Source organism: Klebsiella sp. B345 (assembly GCF_051131735.1).
In the GTDB taxonomy this organism is placed as follows: Bacteria; Pseudomonadota; Gammaproteobacteria; order Enterobacterales; family Enterobacteriaceae; genus Klebsiella.
The window spans coordinates 2,256,190-2,272,382 of the sequence record NZ_CP180443.1; the positions used below are offsets into that span (position 1 = coordinate 2,256,190).

General features: G+C 56.8%; 15 protein-coding genes and 1 riboswitch. Of the genes, 7 read left to right on the forward strand and 8 right to left on the reverse strand.

The window, feature by feature from the left end; genetic code table 11:
* Positions 1–4: 4 nt before the first annotated feature.
* Both ACMYSO_RS10540 and nudF read right to left on the reverse strand, forming a co-directional pair.
* On the reverse strand, positions 5–427 hold the full coding sequence (locus tag ACMYSO_RS10540) for a DUF1249 family protein (RefSeq protein WP_123756442.1): 423 nt from the start codon (positions 425–427) through the stop codon (positions 5–7).
* On the reverse strand, positions 424–1,056 hold the full coding sequence (nudF, locus tag ACMYSO_RS10545; protein WP_187042374.1) for an ADP-ribose diphosphatase: 633 nt from the start codon (positions 1,054–1,056) through the stop codon (positions 424–426). Before nudF ends, ACMYSO_RS10540 begins: the two co-directional genes overlap by 4 nt.
* Before the next feature lie 195 nt (positions 1,057–1,251).
* Here nudF and tolC point away from each other — a divergent pair, with 195 nt between their 5' ends.
* The 3 genes from tolC (at position 1,252) to ACMYSO_RS10560 (ending at position 4,743) form a co-directional block, all read left to right on the forward strand.
* Positions 1,252–2,724, forward strand: a complete 1,473-nt coding sequence (tolC, locus tag ACMYSO_RS10550) for an outer membrane channel protein TolC (RefSeq protein WP_434670454.1) — start codon at positions 1,252–1,254, stop codon at positions 2,722–2,724.
* A 181-nt stretch (positions 2,725–2,905) separates the two neighbouring features.
* Positions 2,906–3,577 (forward strand): DUF1190 family protein, encoded by a 672-nt coding sequence (locus ACMYSO_RS10555; RefSeq protein WP_123756439.1) that lies wholly within the window; start codon positions 2,906–2,908, stop codon positions 3,575–3,577.
* Positions 3,578–3,582: 5 nt separating this feature from the next.
* Complete coding sequence (locus ACMYSO_RS10560; protein WP_434583045.1) at positions 3,583–4,743, forward strand: glutathionylspermidine synthase family protein; 1,161 nt, start codon at positions 3,583–3,585, stop codon at positions 4,741–4,743.
* 52 nt (positions 4,744–4,795) lie between these two features.
* Here the strand turns inward: ACMYSO_RS10560 and ygiD are convergent, their stop codons facing one another.
* Complete coding sequence (gene ygiD / locus ACMYSO_RS10565; RefSeq protein WP_123756437.1) at positions 4,796–5,587, reverse strand: 4,5-DOPA dioxygenase extradiol; 792 nt, start codon at positions 5,585–5,587, stop codon at positions 4,796–4,798.
* A 199-nt stretch (positions 5,588–5,786) separates the two neighbouring features.
* Between ygiD and zupT the strand changes: the two genes are divergently transcribed.
* Positions 5,787–6,557, forward strand: a complete 771-nt coding sequence (gene zupT / locus ACMYSO_RS10570) for a zinc transporter ZupT (RefSeq protein ID WP_434670786.1) — start codon at positions 5,787–5,789, stop codon at positions 6,555–6,557.
* Between the two features lie 55 nt (positions 6,558–6,612).
* On the opposite strand, the gene ribB is transcribed toward zupT, so the two are convergent.
* Positions 6,613–7,266 (reverse strand): 3,4-dihydroxy-2-butanone-4-phosphate synthase, encoded by a 654-nt coding sequence (ribB, locus tag ACMYSO_RS10575; RefSeq protein ID WP_434583043.1) that lies wholly within the window; start codon positions 7,264–7,266, stop codon positions 6,613–6,615.
* 105 nt (positions 7,267–7,371) lie between these two features.
* Positions 7,372–7,522: riboswitch (FMN riboswitch) on the reverse strand.
* Positions 7,523–7,642: 120 nt separating this feature from the next.
* Here ribB and ubiK point away from each other — a divergent pair.
* Positions 7,643–7,912 carry a ubiquinone biosynthesis accessory factor UbiK gene (gene ubiK, locus ACMYSO_RS10580; RefSeq protein ID WP_434670456.1) on the forward strand — a complete coding sequence of 90 codons (270 nt, stop codon included), beginning with the start codon at positions 7,643–7,645 and terminating at the stop codon, positions 7,910–7,912.
* A gap of 33 nt (positions 7,913–7,945) precedes the next feature.
* Here ubiK and glgS read toward each other — a convergent pair whose 3' ends face one another.
* The 4 genes from glgS to ACMYSO_RS10600 form a co-directional block, all read right to left on the reverse strand.
* Positions 7,946–8,149 carry a cell surface composition regulator GlgS gene (glgS, locus tag ACMYSO_RS10585; RefSeq protein ID WP_434583040.1) on the reverse strand — a complete coding sequence of 68 codons (204 nt, stop codon included), beginning with the start codon at positions 8,147–8,149 and terminating at the stop codon, positions 7,946–7,948.
* 239 nt (positions 8,150–8,388) lie between these two features.
* Entirely contained in the window at positions 8,389–9,822 is a 1,434-nt protein-coding gene (gene hldE, locus ACMYSO_RS10590; RefSeq protein ID WP_434670458.1) for a bifunctional D-glycero-beta-D-manno-heptose-7-phosphate kinase/D-glycero-beta-D-manno-heptose 1-phosphate adenylyltransferase HldE, read from the reverse strand.
* Positions 9,823–9,880: 58 nt separating this feature from the next.
* A complete protein-coding gene (gene glnE, locus ACMYSO_RS10595) occupies positions 9,881–12,718 on the reverse strand; it encodes a bifunctional [glutamate--ammonia ligase]-adenylyl-L-tyrosine phosphorylase/[glutamate--ammonia-ligase] adenylyltransferase (protein ID WP_434670787.1) in 2,838 nt (945 codons plus the stop codon).
* Between the two features lie 21 nt (positions 12,719–12,739).
* Positions 12,740–14,038, reverse strand: a complete 1,299-nt coding sequence (locus ACMYSO_RS10600) for an inorganic triphosphatase (protein ID WP_434670460.1) — start codon at positions 14,036–14,038, stop codon at positions 12,740–12,742.
* A gap of 221 nt (positions 14,039–14,259) precedes the next feature.
* Here ACMYSO_RS10600 and ACMYSO_RS10605 point away from each other — a divergent pair, with 221 nt between their 5' ends.
* Together ACMYSO_RS10605 and ACMYSO_RS10610 are read left to right on the forward strand one after the other, a co-directional pair.
* The gene (locus ACMYSO_RS10605; protein WP_123756429.1) at positions 14,260–14,880 is read left to right on the forward strand and encodes a TIGR04211 family SH3 domain-containing protein; all 621 of its coding nucleotides are present in this window, start codon (positions 14,260–14,262) and stop codon (positions 14,878–14,880) included.
* A 61-nt stretch (positions 14,881–14,941) separates the two neighbouring features.
* Entirely contained in the window at positions 14,942–16,183 is a 1,242-nt protein-coding gene (locus tag ACMYSO_RS10610; RefSeq protein WP_434670462.1) for a multifunctional CCA addition/repair protein, read from the forward strand.
* The last annotated feature ends 10 nt before the right edge of the window (positions 16,184–16,193 follow it).

A 16,193-nucleotide genomic window follows, 5' to 3' on the forward strand; every position in this document is an offset into this window, starting at 1 on the left:
GACGCTAACAAACCGGAATCGCCATCGCTCCATGTGCTAAACAGTATCTCAGCCAGTCCGCCAGGAACTGATTAATTTGATGCTTTTCGTCGCGTTGATGCAACTTTTTATTAGGATAATCATACTTTGCTTTGAAGCGAAAGATCTGCTGAGTCGAACACACTTCAGCCACCATCGCATCATGATAAAGACGCACCGTCATCGACGGTAAACTCCAGTAGCTTACCGCTGGCGCCGTCTGTTCAATCGTGACTAATGTAGTGTAGCGAGTCGATTCGATGATAGTGAGTCGATACTGCGCGTTTCCCACCTGATAACCCGCGACATCGCCAGCCGTATCGGTTCGAGGCAACAGGCGGCGCAGCTGAGCAAAATTGGTTTCGCACAGGCGCATCATTTCCGGGAAGTCAGGTGTATAACGCTTCATTTTGTCCACTCGTTACGTAAATGGTGATAATGCAATTGCAGCCATTGCAAGGCGATGACAGAGGCCGCGTTGTCTATTTTCCCCTCTTCTACCCACTGATAAGCCTGTTCCCGGCTTACCACATGCACCCGAATATCTTCGTTTTCTTCCGCCAGGCCGTGGATCCCTTTTGCTGTCGTCGCATCGACTTCGCCGACCAGAATCGACAGTCTTTCGCTGGTGCCGCCAGGGCTGGCCAGATAGCTCAGCACCGGTTTTGTCCGCCCGACTTCCAGCCCGGCTTCTTCTACCGCTTCACGCCGGGCAACATCTTCTGGTGATTCGCCCTCTTCAATCATACCGGCGACCATCTCAAGCAACCACGGGCTTTTGCTGGTATCATACGCTGCGATGCGAATCTGCTCGACCAGCACAACCTCATCACGTATCGGGTCAAAGGGTAGCAAGACTGCGGCATGCCCGCGCTCAAAAATTTCGCGCGTCACCTCTCCGCTCATCTCGCCGTTAAAAAGACGATGGCGAAAACGGTACAAATCCAGCGAAAAAAAACCACGATAAAGCGTTTCGCGTGCAATAATTTCTACATCGTTTTTAGAGAAGGTATTTCCTTGCTGATTGGGCTTGCTCATTGTCTCTGTCCTGCGAATCCGAAATGAAGGATTTATAAGCCGTTTGGCTACCGTTTTACAGTCTGTATGTTAGATTGGTGCAAATTACCGCCCGATGGCACGTAACGCCAACTTTTTACCGCGGCAGAGTCGATACAATCAGCAGATAACTTTAAAATTTGGGCTGCACTTTATGCTTCACAACAAGGAATGCAAATGAAGAAACTTCTCCCCATCCTCATCGGCCTTGGCCTGACTGGCTTCAGCGCCATGAGCCAGGCAGAGAACCTGATGCAGGTTTATCAGCAGGCGCGCGTCAGCAACCCTGACCTGCGTAAATCAGCAGCCGATCGTGATGCTGCATTCGAAAAGATCAACGAAGCACGTAGCCCGTTACTGCCTCAGCTCGGTTTGGGTGCTGATTATACCTATACCAATGGCTACCGCGACAGCAACGGCGTGAACTCTAATGTCACCAGTGGTTCGCTGCAGTTAACACAAACGTTGTTTGATATGTCGAAATGGCGTGCCCTGACGCTGCAGGAAAAAGCAGCCGGTATTCAGGATGTGACCTATCAGACCGATCAGCAAACGCTGATTCTGAACACCGCTACGGCCTATTTTAACGTCCTGAGCGCGATTGATACGCTGTCCTACACCGAAGCGCAGAAACAGGCTATCTATCGTCAGTTGGATCAAACCACCCAGCGCTTTAACGTGGGCCTGGTCGCGATCACCGACGTACAGAACGCCCGTTCACAGTACGACTCTGTGCTGGCTAACGAAGTCACCGCGCGTAACGACCTCGATAACGCAGTAGAAGCGCTGCGTCAGGTTACCGGCAACTACTATCCGGAACTGGCATCGCTGAACGTTGACGGCTTTAAGACCAACAAGCCGCAGACCGTGAACGCGCTGCTGAAGGAAGCGGAAAACCGCAACCTGTCGCTGCTGCAGGCACGTCTGAACCAGGATCTTGCGCGCGAACAAATTCGCCAGGCGCAAGACGGCCATCTGCCGACGCTGGATTTGACCGCATCGACCGGGGTATCCAACACCTCCTACAGCGGCTCCAAAACCCACAACAGCCAGTATGACGACAACGACGCCGGGCAGAACAAAGTCGGCCTGAGCTTCTCGCTGCCGCTGTATCAGGGCGGAATGGTGAACTCGCAGGTCAAACAGGCGCAGTACAACTTTGTTGGCGCCAGCGAACAGCTGGAAAGCTCGCATCGTAGCGTCGTACAGACCGTTCGCTCTTCCTTTAACAACATCAATGCCTCGATCAGCAGCATCAACGCCTATAAACAGGCGGTAGTCTCTGCTCAGAGCTCCCTTGATGCGATGGAAGCAGGTTATTCGGTCGGTACGCGTACCATCGTCGACGTGTTGGATGCAACCACCACGCTGTATAACGCGAAGCAACAGCTCTCCAGTGCGCGTTATAACTACCTGATTAACCAGCTGAACATTAAGTCTGCTCTCGGTACGCTGAACGAGCAAGACCTGGTGGCACTGAACAACACGCTGGGCAAACCGGTAGCAACATCGCCAGACAGCGTGGCGCCGGAAACTCCGCAGCAGGATGCCAACGCAGACGGTTACAGCAGCAATGCGGCACCGACGGCGACCCCGGCATCAACCACTCGCACGACAAAAACCAGCGGCACCAATCCTTTCCGTCAGTAATCGCCGCGGTATGATAGCGCTTCGCTTAACGAATTCAGCTAAGCGAAGCGCTAAACGTAAGACAACGTAAAGATCCCCTGCTTTCCCCTCCTTTCCGTCCCTATTCGCTTCATTTTCCACCACTCATCCTCTATCCTGAGCGTTAACAAAATGCCATACCACTGGGTCCTGGAAGACAAATATGAAACGGACAAAAAATATCAATCATGCCTCGTTCCGTAAAAGCTGGAGCGCACGTCATTTGACGCCGGTCGCCCTTGCCGTTACGGCCGTATTTATGCTTGCCGGTTGTGAAAAAACCGACGAGACGGTTTCTCTGTATCAAAACGCCGATGACTGCTCTACCGCCAACCCGGGCAAGAGCGCAGAGTGCACCACCGCGTTCAACAACGCGCAGCAGGAAGCGGTACGTACCGCGCCGAAATACGCCACGCGTGAAGATTGCGTCGCGGAATTCGGTGAAGGCCAGTGCCAGCAGACGCCAGCTCAGGCGGGCGTAGCACCGGAAAACCAGGCTCAGGCGCAAAGCAGCGGCAGCTTCTGGATGCCGTTGATGGCCGGCTACATGATGGGCCGAATGATGGGCGGCGGTATGGGCGCACAGCAACCGCTGTTCAGCTCGAAAAACCCGGCCAGCCCGGCCTACGGTCAATATACCGATGCCGGTGGTAAGAGCTACGGCGCCGCGCAACCGGGCCGGACAATGAACGTACCGAAGACCGCAATGGCGCCAAAACCGGCGACCACCAGCACCGTAACGCGCGGTGGGTTTGGTGAGTCGGTGGCAAAACAATCCACCATGCAGCGTAGCGCTGCGGGCACTACCTCGACTAAACGCTCAATGGGCGGCTAAATACCATGGAAAGAATCAGCATCACGGAGCGCCCGGACTGGCGTGAAAAGGCGACGGAATACGGCTTTAACTTTCATACCATGTACGGCGAGCCCTACTGGAGCGAAGAAGCCTATTACAAACTGACGCTGGCCCAGGTTGAAACGCTCGAAGAGGTCACCGCCGAGCTGCATCAAATGTGCCTGCAGGCCGTGGAAAAAGTCATCGCCAGCGATGAGCTGATGGCGAAATTCCGTATCCCGAAACATACCTGGGGATTCGTGCGCCAGTCGTGGAAAACCAACCAGCCGTCACTGTACTCGCGTCTCGATCTGGCGTGGGACGGTATCGGTGCGCCGAAGCTGCTGGAGAACAATGCCGATACGCCGACTTCACTGTATGAAGCCGCGTTCTTTCAGTGGATCTGGCTGGAAGATCAGATCAACGCCGGGCAGTTGCCAGAAGGCAGCGATCAGTTCAACAGCCTGCAGGAAAAGCTGATTGAGCGTTTCGGCCAGCTGCGCGAGCAGTTTGGCTTCCAGCTGCTGCATATGGCCTGCTGCCGCGATACCGAAGAAGATCGCGGCACCGTCCAGTATCTGCAGGACTGCGCAGCGGAAGCCGGCGTTGCCACCGAGTTTCTGTATATCGAAGATATCGGCCTGGGAGAAAAAGGGCAGTTTACCGACCTGCAGGATCAGGTGATTGGCAATCTGTTCAAGCTCTACCCGTGGGAATACATGCTGCGCGAAATGTTTTCCACCAAGCTGGAAGATGCTGGCGTACGCTGGCTGGAACCGGCCTGGAAGAGCATCATTTCCAACAAAGCCCTGCTCCCGCTGCTGTGGGAGATGTTCCCTAACCACCCGAATCTGCTGGCGGCCTACTTCAGCGAAGATGCGCACCCGGAGATGGAGAAGTACGTCATCAAACCGATCTTCTCCCGCGAAGGCGCCAACGTGTCGATCGTCGAGAACGGCAAAGTGCTGGAGGCCGTTGAAGGCCCGTACGGTGAAGAAGGTACGATCGTGCAGGAGTTCTATCCGCTGCCAAAGTTTGGCGACAGCTACACGCTGATCGGCAGCTGGCTGATCAACGACCAGCCCGCCGGGATTGGCGTGCGCGAGGATCGCGCGCTGATCACTCAGGATCTGTCGCGCTTTTACCCGCACATTTTCGTCGAATAAGCCTCACCCCGGCAGCGCAGATGCCTGTCGGGGTGATTTATTGCCGCCACCGTTACGCCCCAATCAACACTGACAGCATACTCAGCGATCCCATCTCAATACCGTCTACCGGGATAGAAATCGGCTCTTCGCCGTCCCAGGTGCCCAGCACATACAGCAGCGGCAGGAAGTGTTCCGCCGTCGGGTTTGAGAGCGAGCCACCTTCATGCGCCAGATAGTTCACCAGCGGATGTTCGGCCACCGGTCCTTTCCAGCTGAGGTTGGTTTTCACGTAATCGTTAAAGGACTCCGCCCACGGGTATGGCGTGTTCTCGCCGTGCCAGCGTGCTGTTCTCAGGTTATGGACCACGTTACCACTCGCCACCAACATGATGCCTTCATCACGCAGCGCCGTCAGCTTGCGTCCCATCTCCAGATGCCAGGCCGCCGGTTTGGTGCTGTCGATACTCAGCTGCACCATCGGGATATCCGCATCGGGGTACATTTTAATCAGGACACCCCATGAACCGTGATCGAAGCCCCAGGCTTCTTTATCCAGCGTGACGGGAACCGGCGCCAGCAGCTCAACCAGGCGCTGCGCCAGCGCCGGGGAACCAGGAGCTGGATAATGCGTATCGTACAGCGCCTGCGGGAAGCCGCCAAAATCGTGGATCGTCTTCGGCGTTTCCATGGCCGTCACCCCGGTGCCACGCGTAAACCAGTGCGCAGAAACCACTACGATCGCTTTTGGACGCGGTAATGTGTCGCCCAACTGGCGCCAGGTACGGGTATAAATATTGTCTTCCAGCACGTTCATCGGGCTGCCGTGGCCTAAAAACAACGCTGGCATTCGGGTACGGGACATGGTGATATCCTTAATAACTAGAGAGGAATTGTGATGCCTTCACATTACGCGTTTTTGCGTCAGGAATAACTCAGATAAGCATGATGATGATCGTCAGAAAATTTGAATGTAATTCGCTGTAAAGGGGCACTTCACCCTCTCGCCGTTACCGAACAATCTCGATATTATTAATGATAATCATTATCAAAGGAGGGGAATGATGTCGTCACCCTTAATATTGACGCTACTCGCCGGGAGCGCAACGTTCATCGGTGCTGTTTTTGGCGTCCTGGGTCAGAAACCGTCCAATCGTCTGCTGGGATTCTCCCTTGGATTTGCTGCCGGGATCATGTTGCTGATCTCACTGATGGAGATGTTACCTGCAGCGCTGAGCGCCGAAGGGATGTCGCCGCTGCTCGGCTACGGTATGTTTGTCATCGGCCTGCTGGGCTACTTTGCACTCGACCATCTGCTGCCGCACGCCCATCCGCAGGACCTGATGTCTCCCGGAATTGCACGCCCGCGTAATCTACGCCGTACGGCGATTTTGTTGACCCTCGGTATCAGCCTGCATAACTTCCCGGAAGGGATCGCCACCTTTGTGACCGCCAGCAATAACCTCGAGCTGGGGATGGGCATCGCACTGGCCGTCGCGTTACATAATATTCCTGAGGGGCTGGCGGTTGCCGGCCCGGTGTATGCCGCAACCGGCTCGCGCTCGAAAGCCGTGCTCTGGGCTGGGCTTTCCGGACTGGCGGAAATCCTCGGCGGCGTGCTGGCATGGCTGGTTCTTGGCAGTCTGGTGTCGCCGGTGATCATGGGAGCCATTATGGCCGCCGTTGCCGGCATTATGGTGGCGCTCTCGGTCGATGAGCTGATGCCGCTGGCAAAAGAGATCGATCCCCAGAGCAACCCCAGCTATGGCGTGCTGTGCGGGATGTCGGTGATGGGATTAAGTCTGGTTGCCCTGCAGGCAATGGGAATAGGCTGACCTTAAAACAACAAAGCCCACGCTGGCGTGGGCTTTGAGATGACGTCGGTCGTTATCAGCTGGCTTTACGCTCATGCTCACGACGGTAGGCCACCAGGTCTTCGATGGTGACAACAGCCATATTGTGCTTCTGAGCAAAGGTAATGCACTCTGGCGCACGCGCCATGGAGCCATCGTCGTTTGTCAGTTCACACAGGACGCCAGCCGGCTTGAAGCCCGCCAGGGTCACCAGATCGATGGTCGCTTCAGTATGACCGCCACGGGTCAATACGCCACCCGGCTGCGCGCGCAGCGGGAAAACGTGGCCCGGACGATTCAGGTCGGAAGGTTTGGCGCCGTCGGCAATGGCCGCACGTACGGTGGTCACACGGTCAGCGGCGGACACGCCGGTGGTGACGCCTTCAGCGGCTTCAATGGTCACGGTAAAGCCGGTGCCATAGGCGCTAGTGTTGTTTTCCACCATCATCGGCAGGTCAAGCTGCTTGCGGCGTTCGTCGGTCAGGCACAGGCAGACAATGCCGCTGCCGTGACGAATGGTCAGCGCCATCTGCTCAACGGTCATGGTTTCGGCGGCGAAAATCATGTCGCCTTCGTTTTCACGGTCTTCATCATCAAGCACCATCACACCGCGGCCTTCACGCAGTGCATTCAAAGCGTGTTCCACACGTTCAAAAGCGGTACCAAAAGAGGAAAGGAGCGTCTGATTCATGGTAAATAAACCTCATTAAAATTATGGTTACCAGAATCAGGGCAGTCTTAGGAGTGCCGGTTAAGCGGCAAAAGTCAACGCAAGCGGATCGCAATCCGGCTGAGCCGTTACTCTCTCCCATCCGGACTCTAACCGTCGGCCCCGGAATTACACCGGATCTGCTGACCTTTCTGCTTTCGCAGAAAGCGCTCGCGGGCTTTCAACGCATGGTTGATTTACCGCCGGTGGGGAATTTCGCCCCGCCCTGAGAATAAGCGAAGTAACTATAACGCTATTGATTATCATCGGCAACGTATAAGCTTCAAACATTTCTGGTTTATAGCGCACGCCGTTCGCACTACAATAAGCGACAAATCGACCAGAGCAGGAAACCACCATGATTGACCCGAAAAAAATTGAACAAATCGCCCGCCAGGTCCATGAGTCAATGCCGAAAGGCCTGCGCGATCTTGGGGACGATGTGGAGAAAAAAATCCGCCAGGTCCTCCAGTCGCAGCTGACCCGCCTGGATTTGGTTGGTCGCGAAGAGTTTGATGTACAGACTCAGGTACTGCTGCGCACCCGCGAGAAACTGGCTTTACTGGAACAGCGTATCAGCGATCTGGAAAGCCGCGCGGCGGCCCCGGACGTCGAAGAGAAGCCGTAAAAAATAACGGGCCCGCTGCGGCCCGTTATTGTTTTAATGTTCGAGTTCCGATGCTACCTCTTCATCGACCTGACGGCAGTAGAGTTCATACCGTTGACAAAACCATTCACGATGTTCCTCATCCATATTGCCGACAATGGCCTGGAGATCCACGCTATGGCCTTGTGCGCGCATTCTGGCAAAACTCAGCGCCAGAAAATCAAAGTTGTTCATTGAATACAGTTCGTGATGATTCATCCGCATACTCCTTCAACCGTGAGTGTTCTGTTAGGTCATATGCTTTTACTGACTTCAGTATTTATACTTACGCTACCGCTTTCTGTACGAAAAATGCGCCCGATTAGCTTATTTATTGCGCTGAATCATTTCTCTCATGATTAAATAAAAAAAAGCCCACGATCTCGCGATCGCAGGCCTTATTAACGGGCTTAATCCTTACGCCGTCGGCCGTTTCACCGGCACTTCGACGTCAGTCATTACTTGCCGCTATCTTTCTGAATCTTCTTGATGATATTGGTGGTTGAGCAGCCATCTTCAAAGTTGAGCACCAGCACCTCGCCGCCGTTGGCCCAGACTTCCTCGCTGCCGGCAATCTCATCCGGCTTATAATCACCGCCTTTCACCAGCAGGTCCGGCAGGATTCCGGCGATCAGGCGCTGCGGAGTATCCTCTTCAAACGAGACCACCCAGTCGACGGCTTCCAGCGCGCCCAGCACGATCATCCGCTGCTCCAGCGGGTTAACCGGTCGGGTCTCGCCCTTCAGACGTTTAGTCGATGCATCGCTGTTAACCGCCACTATCAAACGATCGCCCAGCTTGCGCGCATTGGCCAGATACGACACGTGACCGGCATGCAGAATGTCAAACACGCCGTTGGTCATCACCACCTTCTCGCCGCGCTTACGCGCCGCCGCTACCGCCTGCTTCAGCTCGTCTTCGTTCATCACGCCGAATCCGGTCTCTGCACGCCCGCGGACCGCATTTTCCAGCTCGATAGGCGATACGGTGGAGGTCCCCAGTTTGCCGACCACCACACCCGCCGCGGCATTGGCGAAGTAGCAGGCCTCTTCCAGGGTGTTGCCGGAAGCAAGCGTTGCCGCCAGCACGCCGATCACCGTGTCACCGGCACCGGTAACGTCATACACTTCCTGCGCCTGAGTCGGCATATGCAACGGCGGACGGCCCGGCTGCAGCAGCGTCATCCCCTGCTCAGAACGGGTCACCAGCAAGGCGGACAGCTCGAAATCAGCAATAATTTTCAGGCCACGTTCAACAATCTCCGCTTCGTCTTTGCATTTGCCCGCCACCTCTTCAAATTCAGACAGGTTCGGCGTCAACAGCGTCGCGCCGCGATAACGTTCAAAATCGGTGCCTTTCGGATCGATCAGCACCGGCACGCCAGCATCGCGTGCCAGTTTAATCATGGTCTGAACGCTGGTCAGCGCGCCTTTGGCATAGTCAGACAGCACCAGCGCCCCGATGGTGCCCAACGCCTGTTGAATGCGCTCATGCATCGGCTGTGGGTCAACGCCGGAGAAACCCTCTTCGAAATCAAGACGGATCAGCTGTTGGTTGCGCGACAGCACGCGCAGCTTGGTGATGGTCGGGTGCGTCGGCACGGAGACGAAATCACACTTCACATTGACGTCAGCCAGCGCTTTGCTCAGCGCCCGCGCAGCATCATCAATACCGGTGAGCCCGACCAGACGGGAGGTCGCGCCGAGGGAGGCGATATTCATTGCCACGTTTGCTGCGCCGCCAGGACGTTCCTCAATATTTTCCACTTTCACCACCGGTACCGGGGCTTCAGGGGAAATACGGCTGGTGGGACCATACCAGTAGCGGTCCAGCATCACATCGCCAACCACCAACACTCCTGCACGTTCAAACTCCGGCAGCGTTACTTTCATGACTCTCTCCTGCGAGATGCAAACTTTGCGCGCGATAATAGCACACCCGGTTTTTTAGTTAATCCATCAACCACTTCTGCCAGCTGGCGCTCACCAGCTCGCGCTCATGGGTAAAAGCATCAGGGGCGACATTGCCCGGCAGTTCCTGCAGGGCCAGATGATGCAGCGCATCACGTAGCGTGGTGTAGGCATGGGTCAACGCCCGCGCTTCGCCTTCATCCATAATGTCGTTTTGTGCCAGCAGTTCCAGAATGCGCACGTTATCCGACCAGCGCGTCAGCTTCGGTTTTTCATGCGCATAGCGTAGGACCAGATACTGGGTGATAAATTCAATGTCGGTAATGCCTCCGGCATCGGCCTTAATATCAAAGCGGTCGCGCTGCTTATTCCCGAGGTGGGCGCGCATCTTCTCGCGCATTTCCCGCACTTCAGTCTGCAGCGTCGCCCCGTCGCGCAGCGTGCTGAGAATATCGCGACGGATGGTATCAAACCGCTCCTGCAACGCCGGGTCACCATAGACCACGCGAGCGCGCACCAGCGCCTGATGCTCCCAGGTCCAGGCCTCATTTTTTTGATAGTCGGCGAAAGAATCGGTGGTGGTAACCAGCATGCCGGCAGCGCCGGAAGGGCGTAAGCGAGCGTCCACTTCATAGAGAATGCCCGACGATGTGCGGGTGCTGAACAAGTGCATAATGCGCTGGGCCAGGCGCAGATAGAACTGGCGGCCATCGATTTCACGCTCGCCATCGGTCATCACTTCAACCGGGCAGTCATGCAGGAACACCAGATCGAGGTCAGAACTGTAACCCAGCTCCCAGCCTCCCAGTTTGCCGTAGCCGACAACCGCAAAACCGCGCCCCTGGCGGTCATGCAGATGGGTTGGCTGACCATAACGCGCCACCATCTGCATCCAGGCCTGCTGTACCACCGCATCAATCATCGCTTCAGCCAGCCAGGTTAAGTGATCGCTCACTTTCATCACCGGCAGCGTTCCGGCGATATCGGCAGCGGCAATATGCAGCAATTGCGCCTGCTTAAACTGGCGCAGTGCTTCCAGCTGTTGCTCCTCATCTTCTTCCGGCACGCGCAGCAGATACTGGCGCAGCTCATCGCGGTAGGCATCGGTAGCCGTCGGTTGATAGAGGGTGTGAGGATCCAGCAGCTCATCCAGCAGCAACGGGTGGCGTGCCAACTGGCTGGCCACCATCGGTGAGGCGGCACAGAGGCTAATCAGGTGTTTCAGTGCACCGGGGAATTCACTCAGCAGCTCAAGGTAAGTCGTACGGGTGACAATGCCAGTCAACAGCGGGGTAATACGCGCTAGCGGTACCGGCGCATCGGCGCGGGAACACACTTCGCTGAGCAGATGCGGCATCAGCTGATCCAGCACCTGACGCCCGCGCGGGCCGATGGTACGCTTATCCAGCTCTTTGCGGAAATCGGCAATTAGCGCCAGCACGCTGCGGCGATCGCTATCTTCGAGATGGGCCAGCGCCGGGCTGGTGTCATCTTCATCCAGCGCATCCTGCCACAGCTCGCGCCAGTACTCTTCCAGTTGTTCATCCGGTGACTGAGCTTCGTCATCGCCAATCAGCTCGTTAAAGACCTGACGCACGTTGGCCATTTTTTCCGCCAACCGCGTAGTAAGCACCTCCCAGTCATCAGCCTGCATCCCCCATGCCAGACGGGCGCGGTTGAGATCGTCCTGTGGCAGCGTTTGCGTCTGCTCGTCATTGATACTTTGCAGCAGGTTTTCCAGGCGTCGCAGGAACAGATAGGCCTCGCGCAGCCGGGTGGCGTCGCCTTCCGGCAGCAAATGCAGCTCTTCGATGGCGGCCAGTGTCGGAAGCAAGGCCCGGAGCTGCAGCGCCGGTTCGCGTCCGCCGCGGATCAACTGGAAGACCTGGACGATAAATTCGATTTCACGGATGCCGCCGGCGCCGAGCTTAATATTGTCCTTCAGCCCACGGCGGCGGACTTCACGGGCAATCATCCCTTTCATATTACGCAGCGATTGGATCACGCTGAAGTCGATATAGCGACGGAAGACAAACGGCCGCAGCATGGCGCGCAGCTCGTTGGCGTAAGTCCCTTCGTTATCGCCCATGATCCGCGCTTTGACCATCGCATAGCGCTCCCAGTCGCGCCCCTGCTCCTGATAATAATCTTCCAGCGCGGCAAAGCTCAGCACCAGCGGCCCGCTGTCGCCAAAGGGACGCAGGCGCATATCGACGCGGTAGACAAAGCCATCCTGCGTCGGCTGGTCGAGCACTTTAATCAGGCGCTGTCCCAGGCGGGTAAAGAACTGGGCATTATCGAGCTCCCGACGCCCGCCGAGGGTGGCACCGTGCTCCGGCCAGGCAAAAATCAGGTCGATATCCGACGAGAAGTTCAGCTCGCCGCCGCCCAGTTTCCCCATCCCGAGAATCAGCAGCGGCTGAGGTTTCCCTTGGGCATTCGACGGCGTCCCCCACTCTTTGCAGCAGGCACGATACAGCCAGTCGCGGGCGGCGACGATTAACGTCTCCGCCAGGGCGCTTAGCTGCTGCAAACTGCTCTCTTCGCTGACCAACAGCAGCGCCTGGGCCCAGGCGATACGCACCATAATACGGCGGCGGAACAGACGCAGCTCGCGCATCAGCGCCGCTTCGTCGTTGACCTCAGCCAGTGCCGCCTGTAGCCAGTCGGCATAGTGTTGCCACTCATCCGCGCTCGGCGGGGAGCTTTCCAGCTCCGCCAGCCACTGCGGCTGGGCCACCAGGCTTTGCTCGACGAAATCGCTGAACGCCATCACCGACTGCGCCTGTGGGCTTAATGTCGATAATGGAAAATCCGCTGGCAGACGGTCCACAACCGTCTGCCAGTGCTGCTGTAACTGCGAAGAAAGCGGCATTATAGGGGTCTCCCTGGCCTGAAATTATCGTTTGCCACTATGCAGCCAGAATGGCTCTGCGGCCAGCGCCTGGCGGCGGAAATAATCGATGACGCTGCGATCCCGGTGTTCTATGGCACGACGCACTTCCAGCCAGTTTTCCAGCCAGGCGCTAGCAGCGTCAGCATAGGCGCCAGCCAGCAACTGAATACTGTCGATGTCACGGGTGAGACGCGGCAACTGGCCCTCATAATCGTCCCCCAGCGTGTGCTGGAACGCACTTTTTAATTCGGCAGCGGCCCGCGATAGCTGGATATCGGCAAAGCGTTTAAACGAGCCGGTGATTTTCTTCTGCGCGCTCTCATTTAATGATTCACGCCAGCCGTGGTTCACCAGCCATTCGGTCAGCATGAGTTTGGCGCCGACCGTCGCGATATCAAACACCGCAGATGGGTCTTTCCCGGCCTCGACCAGCGCCGCTTCTGCCACGTTGAGCGCTTCGCGCAGCGAGGCAGTGGCCTTACGCGGCACAATTCCGCCAAACAGCACCAGCGCGTGACGGACCCGCGCGATGGCGCGCAGAATTTCCACTTTGGCCGCCGGATTGCCGCGGCTCCAGACCTCATCATGATAGAGCCAGTGCGCCAGCGCGTTTTCCAGCGCCGCCTCCAGCCCCTGCTCAACGCTGGCTTTTGGCGCGACCTGCACAATCCCGAACGCCGTGACCGGGCGTTCAGCGTTGCCCTGCGCCAGATGGTAGCCGCGGGCGGCTTTGCTCAGGCTTCCCTGGCGCAGTACGCCGGTTTCCAGCAGCCGACGAGCCAACGTCAGCACATCTTCCGTCTTGCCGGAGAGCAGCTCCAGCTCCAGTTCGCCGATCGTTTCCTGATGGTCAGCGGTCTTCACTTCCCCACGATCGAGGGCGATTTCAATCTGGCTTTCGCCTTCGCTGACCACCCATTTCTCACGTTCAAAATCGGTGCTGAACAGCGGCTGCACGCCTTGTACAAGTTCAGCAGGCAGCTCCCCTTGCGGCCAGACTTCGGCAGGAAGACGCTCTAGCGCCAGCTCGGGACCGTACAGCGGAATGTTGTATTCCGGACGCTGATGCAACCCCCCCACCACTCGCCCGGCAATTTTCAGGGTCATTTCGTATCGACCACCGTCGCCACGAACCCGCAGCCCCATATCATGGCGACGCAGCCAGTTATCCGCGGTTTCATAATAAATATTGAGCAATTGGCCCGCAGGCGTATGTTGGGCATTGAGCGTGTTAAGGTGCTGACGCAATGCTTCTACGCCATTGTCGGAGACGATAAATTTTAATTCGATTTCTTGAGTCATGACTGAATTCTTCCGCTTCTGTGCTCTGCCGGGAAAATACGGCGAACTAATGCCGATATTTTTTGTCAGTAGATAGTATTTTGCGGCGATTCGCCATGCAATGCACATTGCGCATTTTGCCGGGCCACCCTTTGGATGTTTCCGATTGTGGCAGAAAACTTTGCGTCGCTATGGCGATGCCACTACTATCGTTCACCTTTTTATGACTTAACGATGACCTGATGCCAAAATTACGCCTTATTACTTTTGTTGTGCTGGCGCTTAGCGCCGCGACGGCGGTTCATGCAGAAGAAAAACGCTATGTTTCTGATGAACTGAACACCTGGGTTCGTACGGGTCCTGGCGATAATTATCGTCTTCAGGGCACCATCAACGCTGGGGAAGAAGTCTCTCTGCTGCAAACTAATGACAGCACCAATTATGCACAGATCCGCGACGGCAATGGCCGTACCGCCTGGATTCCGCTGAAAGAGCTGAGCACCGAGCCCAGCCTGCGTACCCGCGTGCCGGATCTGGAAAATCAGGTGAAAACCCTGACCGACAAGCTGAATAACATCGATACCACCTGGAACCAGCGTACTGCCGACATGCAGAAAAAAGTCGCAGGCAGCGATAACGTCATCAACGCGCTGAAAGACGAGAACCAAAAGCTGAAAAATGAGCTGGTTGTCGCCCAGAAGAAGGTCAATGCCGCCAATCTCCAGCTGGATGACAAACAGCGCACCATTATTATGCAGTGGTTTATGTACGGCGGTGGTGTGCTGGGTATCGGCCTGCTGCTCGGCCTCGTGCTGCCTCATCTGGTCCCGAGCCGTAAACGTAAAGACCGGTGGATGAACTAATTCGTCTTCTCTGCCAGACTTACGTATCATCTTGCACAAAGCAGATACGGGAGAGTAGGGCGTGAAGATTTATTTGGTCGGCGGTGCGGTTCGGGATGCGTTATTAGGGCTACCGGTCAAAGACAAAGATTGGGTTGTGGTTGGCGCTACGCCTGAGCAACTGCTTGACGCGGGCTACCAGCAGGTAGGCCGCGATTTTCCCGTGTTTCTGCATCCGCAAAGCCGGGAAGAGTACGCGCTGGCGCGTACCGAGCGTAAATCCGGCTCGGGCTACACCGGCTTCACCTGCTATGCCGCCCCTGATGTCACTCTCGAACAGGATCTGCTGCGCCGTGACCTGACGGTCAATGCGCTGGCCCAGGATACCGACGGCCAGATTATCGACCCCTACGGCGGTCAGTCCGACCTGCGCCTGCGCCTGCTGCGCCACGTATCTCCGGCATTCAGTGAAGATCCGTTGCGCGTTTTGCGTGTCGCGCGCTTTGCGGCGCGTTATGCCCACCTCGGTTTTCGCATTGCTGATGAAACGCTGGCGCTGATGCGCGAGATGGCCGACGCTGGCGAACTGGCGCACCTGACGCCAGAACGCGTCTGGAAAGAGACGGAAAACGCCCTCAGTACCCGCAATCCTCAGGTCTTTTTCCAGACGCTACGCGATTGCCATGCGCTCGGCGTGCTGTTCCCGGAGATCGACGCGCTGTACGGCGTACCCGCTCCGGCGAAATGGCACCCGGAAATCGACACCGGTCTGCATACCCTGATGACCCTGACGATGGCGGCAATGCTGTCACCGGACGTTGACGTGCGTTTTGCGACCCTGTGCCACGACCTTGGTAAAGGGCTGACGCCGAAAGCACTCTGGCCACGCCACCACGGCCACGGCCCGGCGGGCGTTAAGCTGGTTGAACAACTCTGCGCTCGTCTACGTGTGCCAAACGATATTCGCGATCTGGCGAAGCTGGTTGCCGAGTTCCACGACCTGATCCACACCCTGCCGATCCTGCAGCCCAAAACGTTGGTTAAGCTGTTCGACAATATCGACGCCTGGCGTAAGCCGCAGCGCGTCAGGCAAATCGCGCTAACCAGCGAGGCCGATGTTCGCGGACGCACCGGGTTTGAAGCCTGCGATTACCCGCAGGGGCGTTTGCTGCTTGAAGCCTGGAATGTCGCCCAGTCGGTGTCGACCAAAGAGGTGGTCGCGCTGGGGCTTAAAGGACCGGAGATTCGTGAAGAACTGACGCGACGCCGGGTTCTGGCCGTCGCGCAGTGGAAGGAACAACGCTGCCCTCAGCCGCAAGACTGAGGGCCAGGTT

Coding starts and splice junctions, on each gene's coding strand:
- ACMYSO_RS10540 (WP_123756442.1), bottom strand. CDS start 427: ATGAAGCGTTATACACCTGACTTCCCGGAAATGATGCGCCTGTGCGAA.
- nudF (WP_187042374.1), bottom strand. CDS start 1,056: ATGAGCAAGCCCAATCAGCAAGGAAATACCTTCTCTAAAAACGATGTA.
- tolC (WP_434670454.1), top strand. CDS start 1,252: ATGAAGAAACTTCTCCCCATCCTCATCGGCCTTGGCCTGACTGGCTTC.
- ACMYSO_RS10555 (WP_123756439.1), top strand. CDS start 2,906: ATGAAACGGACAAAAAATATCAATCATGCCTCGTTCCGTAAAAGCTGG.
- ACMYSO_RS10560 (WP_434583045.1), top strand. CDS start 3,583: ATGGAAAGAATCAGCATCACGGAGCGCCCGGACTGGCGTGAAAAGGCG.
- ygiD (WP_123756437.1), bottom strand. CDS start 5,587: ATGTCCCGTACCCGAATGCCAGCGTTGTTTTTAGGCCACGGCAGCCCG.
- zupT (WP_434670786.1), top strand. CDS start 5,787: ATGTCGTCACCCTTAATATTGACGCTACTCGCCGGGAGCGCAACGTTC.
- ribB (WP_434583043.1), bottom strand. CDS start 7,266: ATGAATCAGACGCTCCTTTCCTCTTTTGGTACCGCTTTTGAACGTGTG.
- ubiK (WP_434670456.1), top strand. CDS start 7,643: ATGATTGACCCGAAAAAAATTGAACAAATCGCCCGCCAGGTCCATGAG.
- glgS (WP_434583040.1), bottom strand. CDS start 8,149: ATGAATCATCACGAACTGTATTCAATGAACAACTTTGATTTTCTGGCG.
- hldE (WP_434670458.1), bottom strand. CDS start 9,822: ATGAAAGTAACGCTGCCGGAGTTTGAACGTGCAGGAGTGTTGGTGGTT.
- ACMYSO_RS10600 (WP_434670460.1), bottom strand. CDS start 14,038: ATGACTCAAGAAATCGAATTAAAATTTATCGTCTCCGACAATGGCGTA.
- ACMYSO_RS10605 (WP_123756429.1), top strand. CDS start 14,260: ATGCCAAAATTACGCCTTATTACTTTTGTTGTGCTGGCGCTTAGCGCC.